Genomic DNA, 17,055 nt, shown 5'->3' on the forward strand with positions numbered 1-17,055 from the left:
GAAACGACAAGTGGACCTTAATGGGCTGACCCCCCACCCCCCCCACCACCCGCACCCGCACCACCCGCCGTCCCGCCGGACGGGCCACACCACGGCCCGTCCGGCAACGCCGTACCAGGAACCGGTTCAGCCGAACCAGGTCCTGACGGCGGCCAGCAGTCCGTCGTGGTGCGCGCCGTCGGTGCCGAGCCAGGCGACATGCCCGTCCGGCCGTACCAGCACCACATCGGCCCCCAACCCCTTGCAGGGCTCGGCCACCACCACGTCCAGCCGGTCCGCCCAGGCCGACAGGTCCGGGAGGCCCCGGCCGCCGGACAGGTCCAGCACGACCCCCCGGCCGGAACGGAACAGCTCCGGGGTGGCCACGGCGCCGGCAGGCGTCATGAGGGTCGTGTCGGGAAGCACCGCACCGAGCAGTTCGTGCTCCGGGTCCGCCGCCCCCTCCACGGCCAGGGGGTAACGCACCCGCGTGACGTACTGCGACAGGAACGCGTTGACCACGTCGAGCTCCAGCAGCTCGGCGAAGATCTCGCGCAGCGGAGCGGCCCGGTCGAGCGGCGTCTGCAACGGGATCTGGGCCAGGGCCCGCCGACACGCACGCTGCCCCACGGGGTGCCGCTCGTGGTGGTAGGAGTCCAACAGCCCGGAAGGGGCCCGGCCCCGAACGGCGGCGGCGAGCTTCCAGCCGAGGTTCACCGCATCGTGCACCGCGGTGTTCATCCCGTGCCCGGAGGACGGCGGATGCGGATGGGCGGCGTCACCGGCGAGGAACACCCGGCCCACGCGATAGTTCCGGGCCAGCCGGGTGGGGCTCCCGTACCGCGTCATCCACCGCACCTCGCGCAGATCCGGTGCCTGACCGGTGATCCGTTCGATCGTGGAGCGGATCTCGTCGGCCGTGAGCGGCTCCCCGTCGGACGGGGGCTCCCGGTAGAACTCCACCGTCATCAGCCGCACTTCGGTCGGATCGGCCGGATTGACCGGCAGCACACCGAACTGGCCGCTCGGGTACGAGCCCGCTCTGAACAGTGCCTGCGCCGCGTCGTCCACGACGACATCGGCGATGACCCCGTAGTACGAGGGGGCGAGGAGATCGAACTCGAAGCCGGCCGCCCCGGCCACGATGCTGCGGGGGCCGTCGCAGCCGACGACGTAGGAGGCGCGCAGGGTGCCGGAACCCTCCGGCGAGACCACCGTGAGCGTCACGCCGTCCGCGTCCTGCTCGATGTCGATGACCTCCTGACCGAGCCGCACCTCGACGCCCAGCTCGACCGCCCGCTCCCGCAGCAACTGCTCGCTGCGCCACTGGGGGACGATCAAGTCGTAATCGGTATCGGCCAGTTCGCCGTCGATGTCCCGGTAGACGAGACCGAAGTGACTGCGCCCCCAGGTGGGTGTGTCCGGTGTCCGGAAGCGTTCCTCCAGACCTCTCTTGCGCAGGAAGTCCGCGATGTGTGCGTTGAGGAGCATGCCGCCGGAACGCTCCGGGAGCTCGGACCTGCGCTCCAGTACGACCGTGGCGGCCCCGGCCAGCCCCAGCTCGCACGCAAGCGTCAGACCAGCGGCGCCGCCACCGACAATGACTATGGGATCAGACATGGCCCCAGCTTCCGCCACCGGGCTTAAGCGGCCGCAAAGCGCCAGGGTCTATGGGCCCGACGGACCGGGACGGGACCCGGTTCCGGTGCGGAGCCGGGGGGTGCCGGGCGGGCTCAGGCGGTTCGGGTCGAGCAGCGAGGCGGAGGCCCGGTCCTCAGACGAGCAGGACCCGGCGCCCGCGGGTGTGACCGGCCCGGCTGTCGATGTGCGCCGCCGCGGCCTCGGCGAGCGGGTACGACTTCTCGACCGGGATGTGGAGCCTTCCCCGCGTGATGAGCTCGACGGCCTCGGCGAGCGCTTCCGGTACGCTCCCGGCCGCGCCGGAGAACCGGACGCCGAGCTGCGGCGCGCTCAGATCGGCGATGGAGACCACCTTGTGCGGGTCACCGGTCAGTTCGACGAGTTCGCGGATCACGCCCGAACCCGCCAGGTCGAGGGCCGCGTCGACCCGGCCGAGCCGCCGCACCCGCCCGACCCAGCCCTCGTCGTACGTCGTGGCGAGGGCCCCCAGGCCGCGCAGGTAGTCCTGGTTGGGGGCCCCGGCCGTGCCGATCACCGTGATGCCGCGGTCGCGGGCGATCTGCAGCACCGCCGATCCGACTCCTCCGGACGCGCCGCTGACCAGCAGCGTCTGCCCGGACCGCACACCGACCTCGCGGATGACGCGCAACGCGGTCTCCACCACGGAGGGATACCCCGCCGCCTCCTCGAACGAGAGCCCCTCGGGCATCCGGGCCCAGGCCGACAGCACGGCGAACTCGGCGTAGGTACTCGTCCCTTCACCGAACACGTGGTCGCCGACCTCGACCCCTTCGACGCCCTCGCCGACCTCGTCCACCACCCCGGACGCGTCCAGCCCGACCCCGGAGGGCAGCCGGACCGGATGGGCGCCCAGGACCTGGCCCTCGCGGATCCTCCAGTCGACGGGGTTCACCCCCGCCGCCCGCACGGCGATGCGGATGCGACCGGGACCCGCGTGGGGCTGCTCGGCATCCACGAGCCGCAGGACGTCCGGACCGCCGAACTCGGCGAAGCTCACTTTCCGCATGGTCCTCGTGGTCTTCGTGGTCTGTGTGGCCTTCGCGGTCTTCATGGCCTTTGTGGTCTCCATGTCGACGAACGTAACACTAACGGTTAGGGTTTTGAAACGGTTGCGGATTCGCATTTGGTAGCGTTACGGCATGACCGTCCCGACCGGGCGCCGTGAGCGCAAGAAGGCCGCAACCCGCCAGAAGATCGCGGACGCCGCCCTGCGGCTCTTCCTGGAACGCGGGTACGACGCGGTGGGCATCCGTGACGTGGCGGCCGAGGCCGACGTGGCCGTCACCACGCTCTTCTCCCACTTCGCCTCCAAAGAGGCCCTGGTGTTCGAGCGGGACGAGGAGTTCGAGCAGAGCCTCACGCGGGCGGTCACCGACCGGGCGCCGCACGAGCCGCTCGTCCCCGCGCTGCGCCGCGCGACCGAGGCCCTGGTGCGACACTGCACGGCGGACGGTGCCGCCCCGATCTGGCACATGATCGACTCCTCCTCCGCCCTGCGGGAGTACGAGGAGTCGATGAGGCTGCGCCATGCGGAGTCGCTGGCCGCGGCCATCGCCGCCGACCCCGGCCTGCCGCAGACCGCAACGGCCTGCCGGGCGGTCGCGAGGTTCGTGATCGACGCCTACGCGCTGGCCCGGGAGGCGGCCGATCCGGAGGCCGCGCTCGACGAGGTCTTCCGGATGATCGAGGCGGCCTGGGAGGCCGCCCGACCCGCGGAGGACCCCCGCCCGGCGGCTTCCTGACCCGGAATCACGGCCTTGCCGCGGTGGCGCCGGGGCGGCGATGCTGGGCCGGTGCCAGGACAACGGAAGAGGAAACGCCAACAGGAGGCGGGGTCGCGGGCGGCCCTTCGCGCCGCTTCCGGCGCGGGGGAGTGGCGGGTGGTTCTCGAAACCCAGGACGTGGCGCAGTGGCATGCCCAGCTGCGCCGCCTGCGCGCCGGGGAGGAGCGGATCGACTGGGCGATGACCCGGATCGATGTCCTCTGCGGACGCCTGGTGCACCCGACCACCTACCGGTTGAGCCTGTTCGTGCCCGACCCCGCACACGATCCGGACCGTGAGCACCGGGATCGTTCCTGGTCGTGAGCATCCGGCCCGTCGATCCTGTCGGCGCCCGGTCGGGGGACGTTCGCGCGATGGAGGAGAAAAGGCGACACGAGGTGTCCGGTTTTGGACCGAGCATGGTTCCGTCGGCAGCCGAAAGGCGTCGGCAAGTGCCGACGCGGGCCGACGCCCGCGGACGGAGAAGAGCGGAACCGAACGGAAAGGACACCGAGGAAACTCATGCCCGACAGGACGACACCGGACCTCGAAGGAAAGATCGCACTGGTCGCGGGAGCCACCCGGGGCGCGGGACGTGGCATCGCCGTCCAGCTCGGTGCGGCGGGCGCCACCGTCTACGTCACCGGCCGTACCACCCGGGAACGACGCTCGGAGTACGACCGGCCCGAGACGATCGAGGAGACCGCGGAACTCGTCACCGCCGCGGGCGGAACCGGTATCGCGGTTCCGACCGACCACCTGGAGCCCGACCGGGTCCGCGCACTGGCCGAACGCGTCGACGCCGAGCAGAGGCGGCTCGACGTGCTGGTCAACGACATCTGGGGCGGCGAGCGGTTGTTCGAGTTCGACCGGCCGGTGTGGGAGCACGACCTCGACAACGGACTGCGGCTGCTCCGGCTGGGCGTGGAGACGCACGCGATCACCAGCCACTTCCTGCTGCCCCTGCTGGTGCGCCGACCGGGCGGCCTCGTGGTCGAGATGACCGACGGGACCGCCGCCTACAACACGGCGAACTACCGCAACTCCTACTTCTACGACCTCGCCAAGAACAGTGTGCTGCGCATGGCGTTCGTCCTCGCGCACGAACTGGGACCGCACGGCGGAACGGCGGTGGCCCTCACCCCGGGCTGGATGCGCTCGGAGATGATGCTCGACGCGTTCGGCGTCACCGAGGACAACTGGCGCGACGCACTGGCCACGGTGCCGCACTTCTGCATCTCGGAGAGTCCCGCGTACGTCGGACGGGCCGTCGCCGCGCTGGCCGGTGACCCCGACGCCACGCGCTGGAACGGCCGGTCACTGTCCAGCGGAGGGCTCGCCCAGGAGTACGGCTTCACCGATCTCGACGGCTCCCGCCCGGACTGCTGGCGCTACCTGGTCGAGGTCGAGGCCGCGGGCGCACCGGCCGACGCCACCGGTTACCGGTGACCGGACCCACGGGTCACCGGTAGCCGGATCCATCGGCTGCGGGTGACCGGAGGGGCCCGGGTGGGGGCGGCGGCCGGTCAGCTGTCCGTACGTCGAGCGGGGGCCGGCCGCGGTGCCGGTGCCCGCTCGGGGCTCGCGGAGCCAGGGGCGCTTCCCCCGCGATCGGCCGGGCGCCGGGGCAGCCGCGACGCGGGCAGCAGGCCGAGAGCGGCGAGTGCGGCCAGGACCAGCAGGGCGGGACCCATCGTCGAAAGGGTGGACCCGGCCGCGCCGGCCGCCACGGCGATGCCGAGGGTCGGGCCGATGTTCATGGCGGTCTGCTTGAGCCCGCCGACGACCCCGGCGTACCCGGGCGGCGCGTCGCCGACGACGGTCCCGGTGGCGGTGACCATCACCGTGGCGAACCCGGCACCGAGGACGGCGAAGGCCGGGGTCATGGCCGTCCACGGACTGGTCGGGCCGAGCCGGGACAGCCACGCGATGCCCGCCACGACGAGGCCCGTGCCGGCGATCGCGGTGCTGCGCGCACCGTACCGGCGCAGCGCCGCCCCCGCGGCCGGTGCGCCGAGGACCATGAGCGCGGTCAGCGGAAGAACGCGCAGACCGGTGGCGAGCGGGTCGAGACGGAGTGTGTCCTGGAGGTAGAACGTGGCCCTGAACAGCGCACCGAACAGGCCGGCGGAGACGACCAGCAGGATGGCCATCGACGCCGTCACCGGTACGGACCGTGCCACGGCCGGGGGAACGATCGGGTGCGTGGTGCGGCGTTCGTGCCGGACGAACACCGCTGCGACGCCCGTGACGGCGAGGAGTTCGAGCAGCGTCGGCGCGGCGGTCCACCCCCGCGCGGGTACCTCGGCCAGGGCGTGGACCAGGAGCGCGAGTGCGAGCGCGAGCAGGCCCGCACCGGTGAGGCCGAGCCGTGAGGAGTGTGCACGCCCGGCGGCCGGCGTCCGTACGGCGAGGACGAGGGCCGCGATGACCAATGCGACGGGCACATTGATCCAGAACACCGCGCGCCAGCCCAGATGCGTCACGAGCACCCCGCCGAGCATCGGACCGGACCCCGCCGCCACCGCGATCGCACCGGTGCGGATGGCGATGGGCGTGCCGAGCCGGTCCGCGGGATGTGTCAGCCGCAGCAGCGCGAGCGTCGCGGGCTGCAGGAGCGCGCCGAATCCGCCCTGCGCCGCGCGCAGGACCACCACCCAGCCGACGGTCGGCGCGAGCGCGATCCCGGCCGAGGCGGCCCCGAAGCCGAGGACGCCGACGAGCAACAGGCGCGGATGCCCGTACCGGTCCCCGAGGCGCCCGGCGATGACGAGCAGGGCGGCCACCGCGACCAGATAACCGGTGCTCGTCCACTGGACCTGAGCCGTGCTCGCGCCGAGATCACGCTGCAGGCTGGGCTGCGCCACGAGCAGGATGGTGCCGTCCAGCGCGACGATCATCGCCCCGGCCGCGCTGACCAGGAGCGCGAGCCGCCGCTGTACGGGTGAGGTCACGGGCACGGGGTCACCGGGCCGAGATGGGCGTCCAGGACCGTCGCGATGAGCCGGTCGCGTTGTCCGTCCTCGGGGCCGCCTTCCAACGCCGTCGACCCGAGGGCGAGTTGCAGACTGCCCCAGGCCCACAGCTGGGCGATGCCGTGCAGGTTCGACCACAGGGCGGCAGCGACCACGGCGGGCGGCGGCACGGTCCCGTCCGGCCCGTCGGTGCGTCGCGCGGCATCCTGCTCCGACCGGCACCGGGCGACGAGTTCGGTGATGTGTCCGAACAACGGGAGGGTCGACTCGCGCAGCCGGGGCCGGTCCGACGCCTGCGGAGTGCTGTCGAGCAGGTCGTGCCGGAACATCAGCTCGAACATGCCGCGCCGTTCCAGCGCGTACCCGACGTACACGTGCGCGAGGGCCTCCAGCCGGCCGCGCGGGGTGGCCACGTCGGCGACCGCGGCCTCGAACCGGGCTCCGAGGTCCTGGAAGCCGCGATGGGCGATGGCCGAGAGCAGTGAGTGGTGCGTGGGGAAGTACCGGCGCGGAGCCCCGTGCGACACCCCGGCCCGACGGGCCGTTTCCCGCAGACCCACGGACGCGGAGCCCTCGTTGAGCACGAGGTCCACCCCGGCGTCGATCAACCGCTCCCGAAGGGAGTTCTCATCAGCCATGGACAGTGTCTACCAGTGGTCGGTAGACACTGTCTACTCGCTGGGGTGGTTGTGGTTCTCGTCCGCGGGGCGGGGCTCCGGGGTCAGGAAGGGGTGCACGCCGCGGCGATCGACATGCTGTTCTCGTAGAGGTGGTGCCGGGTGATCCGGCCCTCCTCGACGGTGAGGCGCAGCGCGAAGGGGCCCTCGAAGGACTTCCCCGTCGCGCGCACGGTCCCCGAAAGATGCCCCATCAGGACGGCGTCGGCGCCGTCGACGAGGAACGTGTCGAGGGAGACCCGTGCGTCCTCGGCCACCGTGTGCTCGGCCAACTCACCGGCCTGGGCGGCACATTCGGCCCCGGTGGAGCGCGGTCGGATCCACGGGACGACAGGGTTCTCGGCGAGCATCCAGTCGACTTCGTCGGCGAAGAGCGCGACGACCCGCTCGGTGTCCCCGGCGATCCGGGCGGCGAGGAACTCCTGGACCACGCGGCGGGTGGTGTCGGCGACAGAACTCGTGGTGGTCTCTGCTGACTTGACGGTCATGGCCGCTCCTCGGTCCTGGGTGCCGGAATCCTCGTCGGGGATTTCGTCGACGTGCGCCACACTGCCGCAGTGGGGGAGCGCGGTCGATTACGTCGGAGGTAATGGCCGGGCGGGGGAGCGGCTACGTCTTTCGCCCGGGTGCTTCGCTCGCACCTTTCGCTCGCGCTCTTCGCCCGCGCCCTTCGCCCGCGCCCTTCGCCCGCGCCCTTCGCCTGCGACCCAGTCACTCATGTGGGTGATGACCGTGGGTGCGGCTGACGGTACGTTGAGTATGCGTGTGCATGGGGGTGGGCGTTCGCCCTGGTTCCGTTTTCTGTTCTGGTGCTTGTCTCTGTGCTCGTCCTGGTTCTCGTTCCGGCTGTCACACCGCACGCCGCGCGTCGCGCGCCGTACATCGCACAACACCCCGCATCCCTTCGCGCTCTCCCGCGTCCGTCCCGCCGTGCGGGGCGGACGGCGCGGGCGGACGGTGCGGCCTTCTCGGAATCCTCCAAGTATCGCTCTGAGCAGAGGAGTTGCTTTGGTCGAGCGCTGTGCTTTCGTGTTTCCGGGGCAGGGGGCCTATGTGCCCGCCGCTCTCGCCCGGCTCGCCGTCGACGAACCGCTGGTCGAGGAGACACTGCGCCCGCTGGATGTCGCCGCCGTCCGCCTCGGGCGGAGTGCCCCCTCCCGTTTTCTGCTCGATGAGCGGGCGCCGACCCTGTCCGAACTGGTGGACGAGGCCCCGGCAGATCTGCACACGGCGCTGTTCGCCGCCGAGATGGTGCTGTTCCGGTTATTGATGGAACGTCATAAGCTTTGTCCGGACGTGCTGTTGGGGCACAGCTTCGGCGAGCTGGTGGCCCTGACCGCGGCCGGGGTGTACGAGCCGGCGGAGGGCATGGCCCTGGTCGCCGCCCGCGACGAGGCGTTCGCCGCCCGCCCTCCGGAGCACGGCGGAATGCTGGCGCTGGAGATGTCCGCCTTCCGGGTCGAAGGACTGCTGGTGGGCCTCGGGGAGTGGGAGGTGACCTTGGCCGCGGACAACAGCCCACGCCAGTGCGTGGTGTCCGGCCCCGTGGAACCGTTGGGCCGGGTGCGGCGGGCCGCCGGGGCGATCGGCGTCAGGGCGACCGAGCTGCGCGTTCCGTACGCCTTCCACCACCGGATGCTGGCCGCCGTGGCGGGGGACTTCACCCGCCGGGCGACCGCGCTGCGGGCCGGGCCCGCGCGGCATCTGCTGCACTCGGCGATCCTGGGGCGGCGGGTGGACGACACCGACGCGGTGGCCGACCTGGTCGCCGCCCACCTGGTACGGCCCACACGGTTCACCGACGCGGTCCGGCTGCTCCACGCGCAGGGCGTGGAGGTGTTCGTGGAGTGCGGCCCCCGCGGCACACTGAGCGATCTCGTGACGGCGACGGTACCGGGCGTACGGGCGATCGCACCGTTGCGCCGCCGGGTGGGCGGCCCCGAGTGGACCGATTCGCTGAGCGGCCTGACCCCGGCTTTCCGTACCACCTCGATACCCGCGGCACCCCCGAGATCCCCATCGGCCCCGGTGGCCCGGATCCACCGGGCCGGCCCCGTGTCGACCCCCGCCGATGCGGCGGAAGGCCGTACGGAGCAGGCGGCCGAGGAGACCCCGTCGGGGGCGGGGGCGTTCCCGGACCGGCACTCCGTCGTGGCCACGCTGCGGACCCTGTACGCGGCGGCGCTGGGATATCCGCCCGAGGTCCTGACCGACGACGCCGACCTGGAGGCGGACCTCGGAGTGGACTCGATCAAGCAGACCGAACTGTTCGCCCGGGCCGCCACACGCTTCGGGCGCACCCTGCCGGCGGACGGCTCCCGCCTGACCAGCTACACCACCCTGGACGCGCTGGCCGGGCTGTTGAGCACCCTGCCCGCGGACGGCACGCGCGCGGGGGCACCGGCATGAGCGGCGGCCGGCCCGAAGTGCCCGCGGCACGGGATCTCGCCGGAAAGGTCGCCCTGGTCACCGGGGGCGGCAAGGGGGTCGGCGCGGCGATCAGCCGTGAACTGGCCCGGCGCGGGGCCCTCGTGGTGGTCAACTTCTTCCACTCGCCGAGGGCCGCCGAGGAGACCGTCGCATCGATCCGTACCGCCGGGGGCCGGGCGGAGCCGCTGCGGGCCAGCGTCGCCAAACACGACCAGGTGACCGCGATGTTCGCGACCCTGGCCGAGCGGCACGGTGGCGTGGACATCCTGGTCAACAACGCGGCGCGGGGCGTGTTCGCCCGTTTCGACGACCTCACCGACGCCGAGTGGCGGCGGGCGCTGGACACCAACCTCCACGGAGCCCGCTGGTGCGCCCTCGAAGCGGCGCCGCTGATGGCCGCGCGCGGCGGCGGTGCCATCGTGAACGTCTCGTCCGTCGGCGCCGGACTGGCCATGGACAACTACCTGCTGGTGGGGGTGTGCAAGGCGGCGCTGGAGGCGATGACCCGGTATCTGGCCGCCGACCTCGGCCCGTCGGGAATCCGGGTGAACACCGCGTCGGCCGGGCTGCTGGACAACGCCACGGCCGCGCTGTTCCCCGGGGCGGACGCCCTGCGGGCGACCTGCGCGGCGGCGGCCCCGCTCGGTGGGGTGGGGCATGAGGACGACCTCGCCCGGCTGGTGGCCTTCCTCGCCTCCCCGCAGGCCCGCTGGTTCTCCGGGCAGTGCCTGCTGGCCGACGGCGGACTGTCCGTGGGCCGTGCCATGCTCACACCACACCGGTCCGTTCCGGTTCCGCCCGTGCCTCCCGATCCGGCCCCGGTGTCGGCCCCGGCCCGGACCGGATCCGCGTCGGCCCAGCGGCTTTTTGCCACGGAGCGGGAAACGGAGCGGGACACGACCCGCACGGTGGCCGTGGTGGGCATGGGACTGGTGGTCCCGGGCGCCGAGGGGGCGGAGGCGTTCCGCCGGCGGCTGATGGAGGGCGTTCCCCAGTTCGGCGAGCCGGGAGAACGGTTTCACCTGGAGGATTTCTGGTCGTCGGAGGACGCCCCGGACCGCACCTGCAGCCGGGTCGCCGGCTACGTCCGCCCCGCGCCGGACACCGGAGAGGGCAGGGAGAAGAACACCGGGAAAGGCGTCGGCGGGAACGCGGAGGAAGAGGACTTCCTCACCGTGTGGACGCGCACCGCGCTCCTCCAGTGCGACGCCCCGCGGCTGGCGTCCGGTGCCGGTGTCCGTACCGCGTGCTTCGCCGGTGCCTGGGCCGAGGGATCACAGCACATGGAGGAGAGCCTGCTCGTCGAGGCCGCCGCCGACGGCATCGCGGAACACTGGGACGGAGACCCGGCCGAGGACCCCGGGGAGCTGCGCGCACTGCTCGTCCGATGGCTGCGGTCCACGTACCGGCACGCGGGCGCACCGGCCGGACACCTGCCGACGGCGGCCCTGCGCGCCGCCGTCGCCTCACTGCTGCCCGGACCGGTACCGGTACGGGTCGTCGACACCGCCTGTTCCTCCGCGCTGTACGCCATCGATCTGGGCGCCCGCGCCGTACTGGACGGCGAGTGCGAACTCGCCCTGTGCGGCGGGGTGTTCTCCCTCGGGCCCCGTTACGGCGTGCTGTTCTCCCAACTGCGCGGGCTGAGCCGGTCGGGCGCGGTCCGGGCCCTCGACGCGGACGCGGACGGGGTGCTGTTCGCCGACGGGGCGGCGTTCGTCGCCCTCAAGCGGCTGGACGCGGCCCGGGCCGACGGCGATCACGTCCTGGGGGTGCTGGCCGGGTTCGGCGCGGCGTCCGACGGGCGCGGCCGGGCCGTCCACGCCCCCAACTCCCATGGTCAGGAACGGGCGTTGATCCGAGCCCGGGCCGTTTCCGGCATCGCGCCGGAGCAGATCGACTGGGTGGTCGCCCACGCCACCGGCACCCCGGTCGGTGACCGGGTCGAGCGCGGGGTGCTGGCGGCGCAACTGCCCCGCGCCCGGTGCACATCGAACAAGTCGGTGTTCGGCCACACCGGTTGGGCGGCCGGTGCGGTGTCGGTCGTCCACGCCCTGCTGGGCATGGCCCACTCCACGATCCCGCCGCAGATCCCCTACCGCAGCCCCGAGGGCGCGCCGCCGCTGCGGGTACCGACCGACCCGGTGCCCTGGCCGCGTCCGGCCGACCGGCCACGAACGGTGGGGGTGTCGGCGTTCGGTTTCGGCGGGACCAACGGCCATCTGCTGCTCCAGGACGCCCCCCGGCCCGGCGAGGCCGCACCGGCCTCCCTGCCCGACCCCGTCGAGGACGATCCGGTGGTCGTCGTGGCCTGGTCGGCCCACCTGCCCGGAGCCCCGGACGCGACGGACGTCGCGCGCCGGCTGGCCGACGGGCGCAACCCGGCGGCACGGCGCTCGTTCGGGGCGCGGTACCCGCTTCCGTCCTTCGCCGAGGTACGTATTCCCGCGCCCACCGCCGCGGGCATCGACCGGGCCCAGCTCATGGCGTTGCAGGCCGTCGCCGCACTCGTCCCCCGGGACGCCCCGCCCCGGTGGGAGGGGCTGCGCGAGACCTGCGGGGTCTTCGCCGCGCACACCGGCGTCCCCGCCTCCTCGCCCGACATGACCGTCCGGTGCCACGCCGCCTCGCTGACCGGTGCGGTCGGGCGGCCGCTGCCCGACGGGCTCGACCGCACCGCGCTGCGCAGGGCCATCTCGGCGTTCCTCGACGCGGTGCGCGGGCGCACCCGCCCGGGGGAGGACACCCTGGCCGGGCTGATGCCGAACGTGATACCCGCCCGGATCGCCGCCCTGCACGACCTGCACGGTCCCACGATGACTCTCGACACCGGGCCCACCTCGGGCCGCAGCGCCCTCGGGGCGGCTGCCGCGCATCTGCGGCGCGGGGAGCTGGAGATGGCGCTGGTGCTGGGCGTGAACGGTGCCACCGGGCCCCTGTTCACCCGACTGCACGGCCCGGCCGGCTCCCGGGAGACGGCGGAGGGGGCCTTCGCCCTGGTGCTCACCCGGTCCTCCGTGGCCCGCGCCCGTGGCTGGCCCCTCCTCACCACCTTCGACGCCCTCTCGGACCGGCTGTCCGCCGAGCGTTGCGCACCGGACGGATGGAGCTACCCGGGAGCCGACGACCTGGTGACCGCCCTACGTCACATCGTCACCCACACGCCGGACCCCACTCCGCCGGACCCCGTATCGCCGAACCCCGTACCAACGGCTCCCACACCGTCCGACCCCACACCGCCGCCCCCCATGCCAACGGCTCCGGTCCGACCGGCCGGAGGAACCCCGCCCCCGATCACCCGACGGCACACCCTGACCTGGGAGGCGGCCGGACCGTGCAGCACCGGGGCGCGACCGCTGCCGGCCCGCACCCTGGTGATCACCAACTCCCGGCACACGAGCGCCCTGCGCGCCATGGTCGAGGCCGGTGACCGCTGCCGCCCGGTCGCCGTCGACGGGGACCGGGACCCGCAGCAGGCCGTCGACCGCGTCCTGGACGAGAACCCGGAGGGGTTTCGGCACCTGCGGGTCCTCGCCGACCTGCACCCGGCACCCGCCTGGCCCGCACCGCCCGCCGCCGACGTACTGGCCGTGCAGGAGGCGGCGTTCTGGGCGGTGCGCCGACTGCGCGACCGGCTCGCCGAGGGCGGTACGGTCGCGGTGGGAGTGGCGGCACCGTTCCCGGGGGAGGAGCCCGCCCCGCACGCCCATCTCTTCACCGGCTTCGTCAAGTCCCTGGCCTGGGAGCTGGCCGACTGCACCGTGCGCGCGGTGGTCGGCGACAGCACCGAACCCCTGGCCGTCCTGACCGCCCTGGAGGACGAACTCGCCCGCCCGGCCGACGGGTTGCCCGTGATCCGTCACCGCGACGCCACCCGCTTCGTCCAGCGCCTCGCCGAGAACGATCCTCCCGTGCCGGACGGGGCCCCGCCGCTCGCCCCCGGGGCGGTGGTCGTGGCCACGGGCGGCGCCCGCGGCATCACCGCCGCCTGCCTGCTCGGCCTCGCACGCCAGGTGCCCCTGCGGATCCACCTGGTGGGGGCCGGCCGCCCCGGCGACGTACCCGACGACCTGCTGCACACCCCCGAGGGGGAACTGCCCGCGGCACGCGCCCGCTACATCACCGACCGGCTCTCCCGCGAGCCACGGCGGCCGGTGGGCGAGATCAACGCCGCCTTCGACCGTCTCCTGCACGCCCGCGAGTCCGCCCTGACCCTACGGGCCCTGCGCGAGTCGTGCGGCGCCGACCGGGTCCACTTCCACACCTGCGACGTCACGGACGCGAACGCCGTACGCACCCTGGCCGACGCCGTACGAGCCCGGGAGGGCCGCGTCGACCTGCTCGTCAACGGCGCGGGACTGCACCATCCGGGCGACATCACCCGCAAGACCCTGCCCGGCATGCGCCGTGTCCGCGACGTCAAGCTGTTCGGCCACCACCATCTGCGCGCCGCCTTCACCGGCGCTCTCGCCCCGCGCCTGTGGTGCAACTTCGGCTCGGTCACCGGAGTGGCAGGTCTGCCCGGCGAGAGCGACTACTCCCCGGCCAACGACTTCCTGTCCGCCGCCGCCCACGCGGGCGACGACGGCGAGTTCACCATCGCCTGGACCATCTGGGACGAGACCGGCCTCGGGTCCGGGGCCATCGTCCGGGCCCACACCGCACGCACCGCACGCCTGTCCCGCATGACCACCGCCGAAGGGGTCGCCCACTTCCTGACCGAACTGCGCCGCCGCACCTACGGCGAGAGCGGGAACGACCGGCTCGTCACCTTCATCGGCGAAGCCGAACACCACTCCTTCGACGCCCGCTTTCCGGGCCTGCGCATCCTCGGGCCCACCGGCGGAGACCATCCGGCCGCCCCTTCCACGAGCACCCCACGCCCCACCGGCCACGGCGACGCCACGTCCGGCTCGCCGGCCCCGTCCAGTCCGCCGGCCCCGTCGACCTCGCCCGGCCCGCCCGGTCTGCTCGGCGCACCCGTCACCCGCCACACCGACCACGCCACCTGGCACCTGGTCCTCGACCTGGACGCCCATGGCTTCCTGCGCGACCACCTGGTGGACGGCAGACCCACCATGCCGGGCGTGCTGCTGGCCGACATCGCGGTCCAGGCGGCCCGGGCACTGGCCCCCGGACTGCCGCCGCGCGGCATCGACGACCTCACCTTCAGCGCCTGGGTCCGCGCCCGCACCGACGGCAGGCCCGCCCGGTACCGCGTCGAGGCCCGCTGCCGTGCCACCAGGACGGCCTGCGCGGTCGGTGTGACCATCCGCTCCGACGTCGTCGCCCCCGACGGACGCGTCCTGGCACACGACCGGGAACACGTCCGCGCCACGGTCCGGCTGGGCGGCCCGGCCCCGCTGCCCGAACCGTACTGCCCGCCCGGCGGACCCCACCGCACGGTCGACGACCCGTACTACGACACCGCCTCCCCGGTCCTGCTCACCGGCGCCTTCCGTGCCACCGACCGGTGCCGCGCGAGCGAATCGGGCACCGGGGCCCGCTGGCGCCCCGGCCCGGAACGGCTGTCCGCGCTGCCCCGGCTCTCCACCCCGGTCGTCCTCCTGGACGGCCTCGCCCGCACCCCCGCCCTCGCCCCCGCCCCGGACGGCCACCACCCCGTCGCCGTCCCCCACCACATCGAACGCATCACCCTGTACGAGCCCGGCGACGACCACGACCTCGTCCGGGCCCACCCCACCGGGCTGCGACTCCACCACTCACCCGCCACCGGCACCAGTACCGCCACCACCCGGGACGGCCGCGTCGTCGCCCAGATCTCCGGCATGCGCGCCACCGTCCTCGCCCGCATCCCGGCCCGCCCCCGCACCGCGACCGCCGAGGCCGTCATCGCCGCCGCGCGGCCCGCGACCGGACCGGCCGCAGACGGCCACCGGACCGAGGACGGCACCCCGTGACGCCGGCGGTCCCCGCACTCACCGGAGCCCGCCACCGCCGGCTGGCCTCCGCGGCGGGCCCGGTCGACCTCTGGTGGTACATCGCCCCGCGGGGCTGCCCCGTACCCGGCCGGGTCCTGCTGCGCCATGCCGTCGCGGCGCGGCAGGCCCGCCCGGCCGAGACCGTCACCCTGGTCCGCGACCCGCTCGGCCGCCCCGCGCTCGCACCGGAACAGAACCTGCCGCCCCTGCGCCTCACCGCCGCCCACTGCGGGCCCGTGACCGTGGCCGCGCTGGTCGCGGCGCCCCGGGACGGCATCCGGATCGGCATCGACATCGAGTACCTGGTCACCCCTCCGCCGCCGGACCTGCTGCGGTACGCGCTCCGTCCGGGCGAGGCCATCGCCTCGGCCGACCGGCCCGAGACCATCCGACGGGAGGATTTCCTCACTCTGTGGACGGCCAAGGAGGCCATGGCCAAGGCACTGGGCTGGTCCCTGCTGCGGGCCCTCGTCGACGTCGAGATCACCCTGCGCCCCCGGCTCTCCCTGGCCCGACTGGGGTACGAACCAGCGCCCCGGGGCTGGCAGTTGCTGCCCCTGAACCTGCCCGGCACACCGCACACGATCACCCTCGTCACCCACCACCCGCCCCCCGGCCCACGACGGGAGAACACATGGACCTCACCGGCAGGACCGCGCTGATCACCGGAGCCACCCGCGGCATCGGCCTGGCCATCGCCCACACCCTCCACGCCCACGGCGCCCGGCTCGTCATCACCGGCCGCTCCGAGGAGGTCGGCCGGGCGGCCCTCGCCCGGCTGGACGCCGGGGACGACATCACCCTGTGCGTGGCCGACGCCACCGACCGGGCCGACGCCGAACGCGCGGTCGACGAGACGGTGGACCGCTACGGGCACCTCGACATCGTCGTCAACAACGTGGGCGGCGCCACCGACTTCGCCGCCGTCGCCGACATCACCGACGACACCTGGCACCACACCCTCGCCCTCAACCTCGACTCCGCCCTCTACACCACCCGCCACGCCCTGTCCCACCTGATACCGCAGCACTCCGGCCGCGTCATCAACATCGCCTCCATGGAAGGCCGCGACCCGGACCCCGGCCTGTGCGCCTACGCCGCCGCCAAGCACGCCCTGATCGGGCTCACCCGGGTCCTGGCCAAAGAAGTGGGGCCGTACGGCGTCACCGCCAACTGCGTATGCCCCGGCGCCGTGGAGACCGACTGGTTCACCGAACAGGGGCCCCGGGCCGCGCGCGTTCTCGGCACCGACTACCCCGGTCTGGTACGCCACTTCACCGACCGCACCGCCACCGGCCGACTGACCCGGCCCGAGGAGGTCGCCGCCGCCGTCCTGCTCCTCGCCTCCCGCGCCGGCTCCGGCATCACGGGCGCGTGCATCGCCGTCGACGGAGGCGCCACCGTCTGAAAGCTCCCCGGCCCGGCCGGACAGGTTTTCCACGGGCCGGCGTTCAGGGAACAGTGGGAACCTGCCGACGTGGCGCGAAGAGGCTTGATTGAATGGGGAATTGGGATGGGAATCAGAAACTGGGGAATCGGGACCAACGCGTGACGACCCGGTGGGGTCACCCGGGCTCCGGGACTGGGGGGTAGACATGGACGCACGGGACAGCGCATCAGGACCGTT

At 73.5% G+C, this 17,055-nt stretch carries 12 protein-coding genes; 7 read left to right on the forward strand and 5 right to left on the reverse strand.

The window, feature by feature from the left end; genetic code table 11:
• Positions 1-126: 126 nt before the first annotated feature.
• The gene (locus ACFYW1_RS02510; RefSeq protein WP_388985921.1) at positions 127-1,599 is read right to left on the reverse strand and encodes an FAD-dependent monooxygenase; all 1,473 of its coding nucleotides are present in this window, start codon (positions 1,597-1,599) and stop codon (positions 127-129) included.
• Between the two features lie 154 nt (positions 1,600-1,753).
• Entirely contained in the window at positions 1,754-2,647 is an 894-nt protein-coding gene (locus ACFYW1_RS02515) for an NADP-dependent oxidoreductase (protein WP_388986968.1), read from the reverse strand.
• Between the two features lie 133 nt (positions 2,648-2,780).
• Between ACFYW1_RS02515 and ACFYW1_RS02520 the strand changes: the two genes are divergently transcribed.
• The 3 genes from ACFYW1_RS02520 to ACFYW1_RS02530 all read left to right on the forward strand — a co-directional run bounded on the left by ACFYW1_RS02520 (position 2,781) and on the right by ACFYW1_RS02530 (position 4,853).
• Complete coding sequence (locus tag ACFYW1_RS02520; protein ID WP_388985923.1) at positions 2,781-3,383, forward strand: TetR/AcrR family transcriptional regulator; 603 nt, start codon at positions 2,781-2,783, stop codon at positions 3,381-3,383.
• A 138-nt stretch (positions 3,384-3,521) separates the two neighbouring features.
• Entirely contained in the window at positions 3,522-3,728 is a 207-nt protein-coding gene (locus ACFYW1_RS02525; protein WP_388985924.1) for a hypothetical protein, read from the forward strand.
• A gap of 198 nt (positions 3,729-3,926) precedes the next feature.
• The gene (locus tag ACFYW1_RS02530) at positions 3,927-4,853 is read left to right on the forward strand and encodes an SDR family oxidoreductase (RefSeq protein WP_388985926.1); all 927 of its coding nucleotides are present in this window, start codon (positions 3,927-3,929) and stop codon (positions 4,851-4,853) included.
• Positions 4,854-4,930: 77 nt separating this feature from the next.
• Here the strand turns inward: ACFYW1_RS02530 and ACFYW1_RS02535 are convergent, their stop codons facing one another.
• The 3 genes from ACFYW1_RS02535 to ACFYW1_RS02545 form a co-directional block, all read right to left on the reverse strand.
• A complete protein-coding gene (locus tag ACFYW1_RS02535) occupies positions 4,931-6,304 on the reverse strand; it encodes an MFS transporter (RefSeq protein WP_388986971.1) in 1,374 nt (457 codons plus the stop codon).
• Between the two features lie 50 nt (positions 6,305-6,354).
• Entirely contained in the window at positions 6,355-7,017 is a 663-nt protein-coding gene (locus ACFYW1_RS02540; protein WP_388985927.1) for a TetR/AcrR family transcriptional regulator, read from the reverse strand.
• 83 nt (positions 7,018-7,100) lie between these two features.
• Positions 7,101-7,544 (reverse strand): nuclear transport factor 2 family protein, encoded by a 444-nt coding sequence (locus tag ACFYW1_RS02545; RefSeq protein ID WP_388985929.1) that lies wholly within the window; start codon positions 7,542-7,544, stop codon positions 7,101-7,103.
• A 541-nt stretch (positions 7,545-8,085) separates the two neighbouring features.
• On the opposite strand from ACFYW1_RS02545, the gene ACFYW1_RS02550 reads away from it, so the two are divergent.
• The 4 genes from ACFYW1_RS02550 to ACFYW1_RS02565 are packed head-to-tail and all read left to right on the forward strand — an operon-like array spanning position 8,086 to position 16,836.
• Positions 8,086-9,465 (forward strand): acyltransferase domain-containing protein, encoded by a 1,380-nt coding sequence (locus ACFYW1_RS02550; RefSeq protein WP_388986974.1) that lies wholly within the window; start codon positions 8,086-8,088, stop codon positions 9,463-9,465.
• Complete coding sequence (locus tag ACFYW1_RS02555; protein WP_388985931.1) at positions 9,462-15,407, forward strand: SDR family oxidoreductase; 5,946 nt, start codon at positions 9,462-9,464, stop codon at positions 15,405-15,407. Before ACFYW1_RS02550 ends, ACFYW1_RS02555 begins: the two co-directional genes overlap by 4 nt.
• Positions 15,404-16,090 carry a 4'-phosphopantetheinyl transferase family protein gene (locus ACFYW1_RS02560; RefSeq protein ID WP_388985933.1) on the forward strand — a complete coding sequence of 229 codons (687 nt, stop codon included), beginning with the start codon at positions 15,404-15,406 and terminating at the stop codon, positions 16,088-16,090. Before ACFYW1_RS02555 ends, ACFYW1_RS02560 begins: the two co-directional genes overlap by 4 nt.
• On the forward strand, positions 16,063-16,836 hold the full coding sequence (locus ACFYW1_RS02565; protein WP_388985935.1) for an SDR family NAD(P)-dependent oxidoreductase: 774 nt from the start codon (positions 16,063-16,065) through the stop codon (positions 16,834-16,836). The genes ACFYW1_RS02560 and ACFYW1_RS02565 overlap by 28 nt, the downstream gene beginning before the upstream one ends.
• Positions 16,837-17,055: the final 219 nt, after the last annotated feature.

This window comes from Streptomyces sp. NPDC002669 (assembly GCF_042889165.1).
GTDB lineage: Bacteria > Actinomycetota > Actinomycetes > Streptomycetales > Streptomycetaceae > Streptomyces.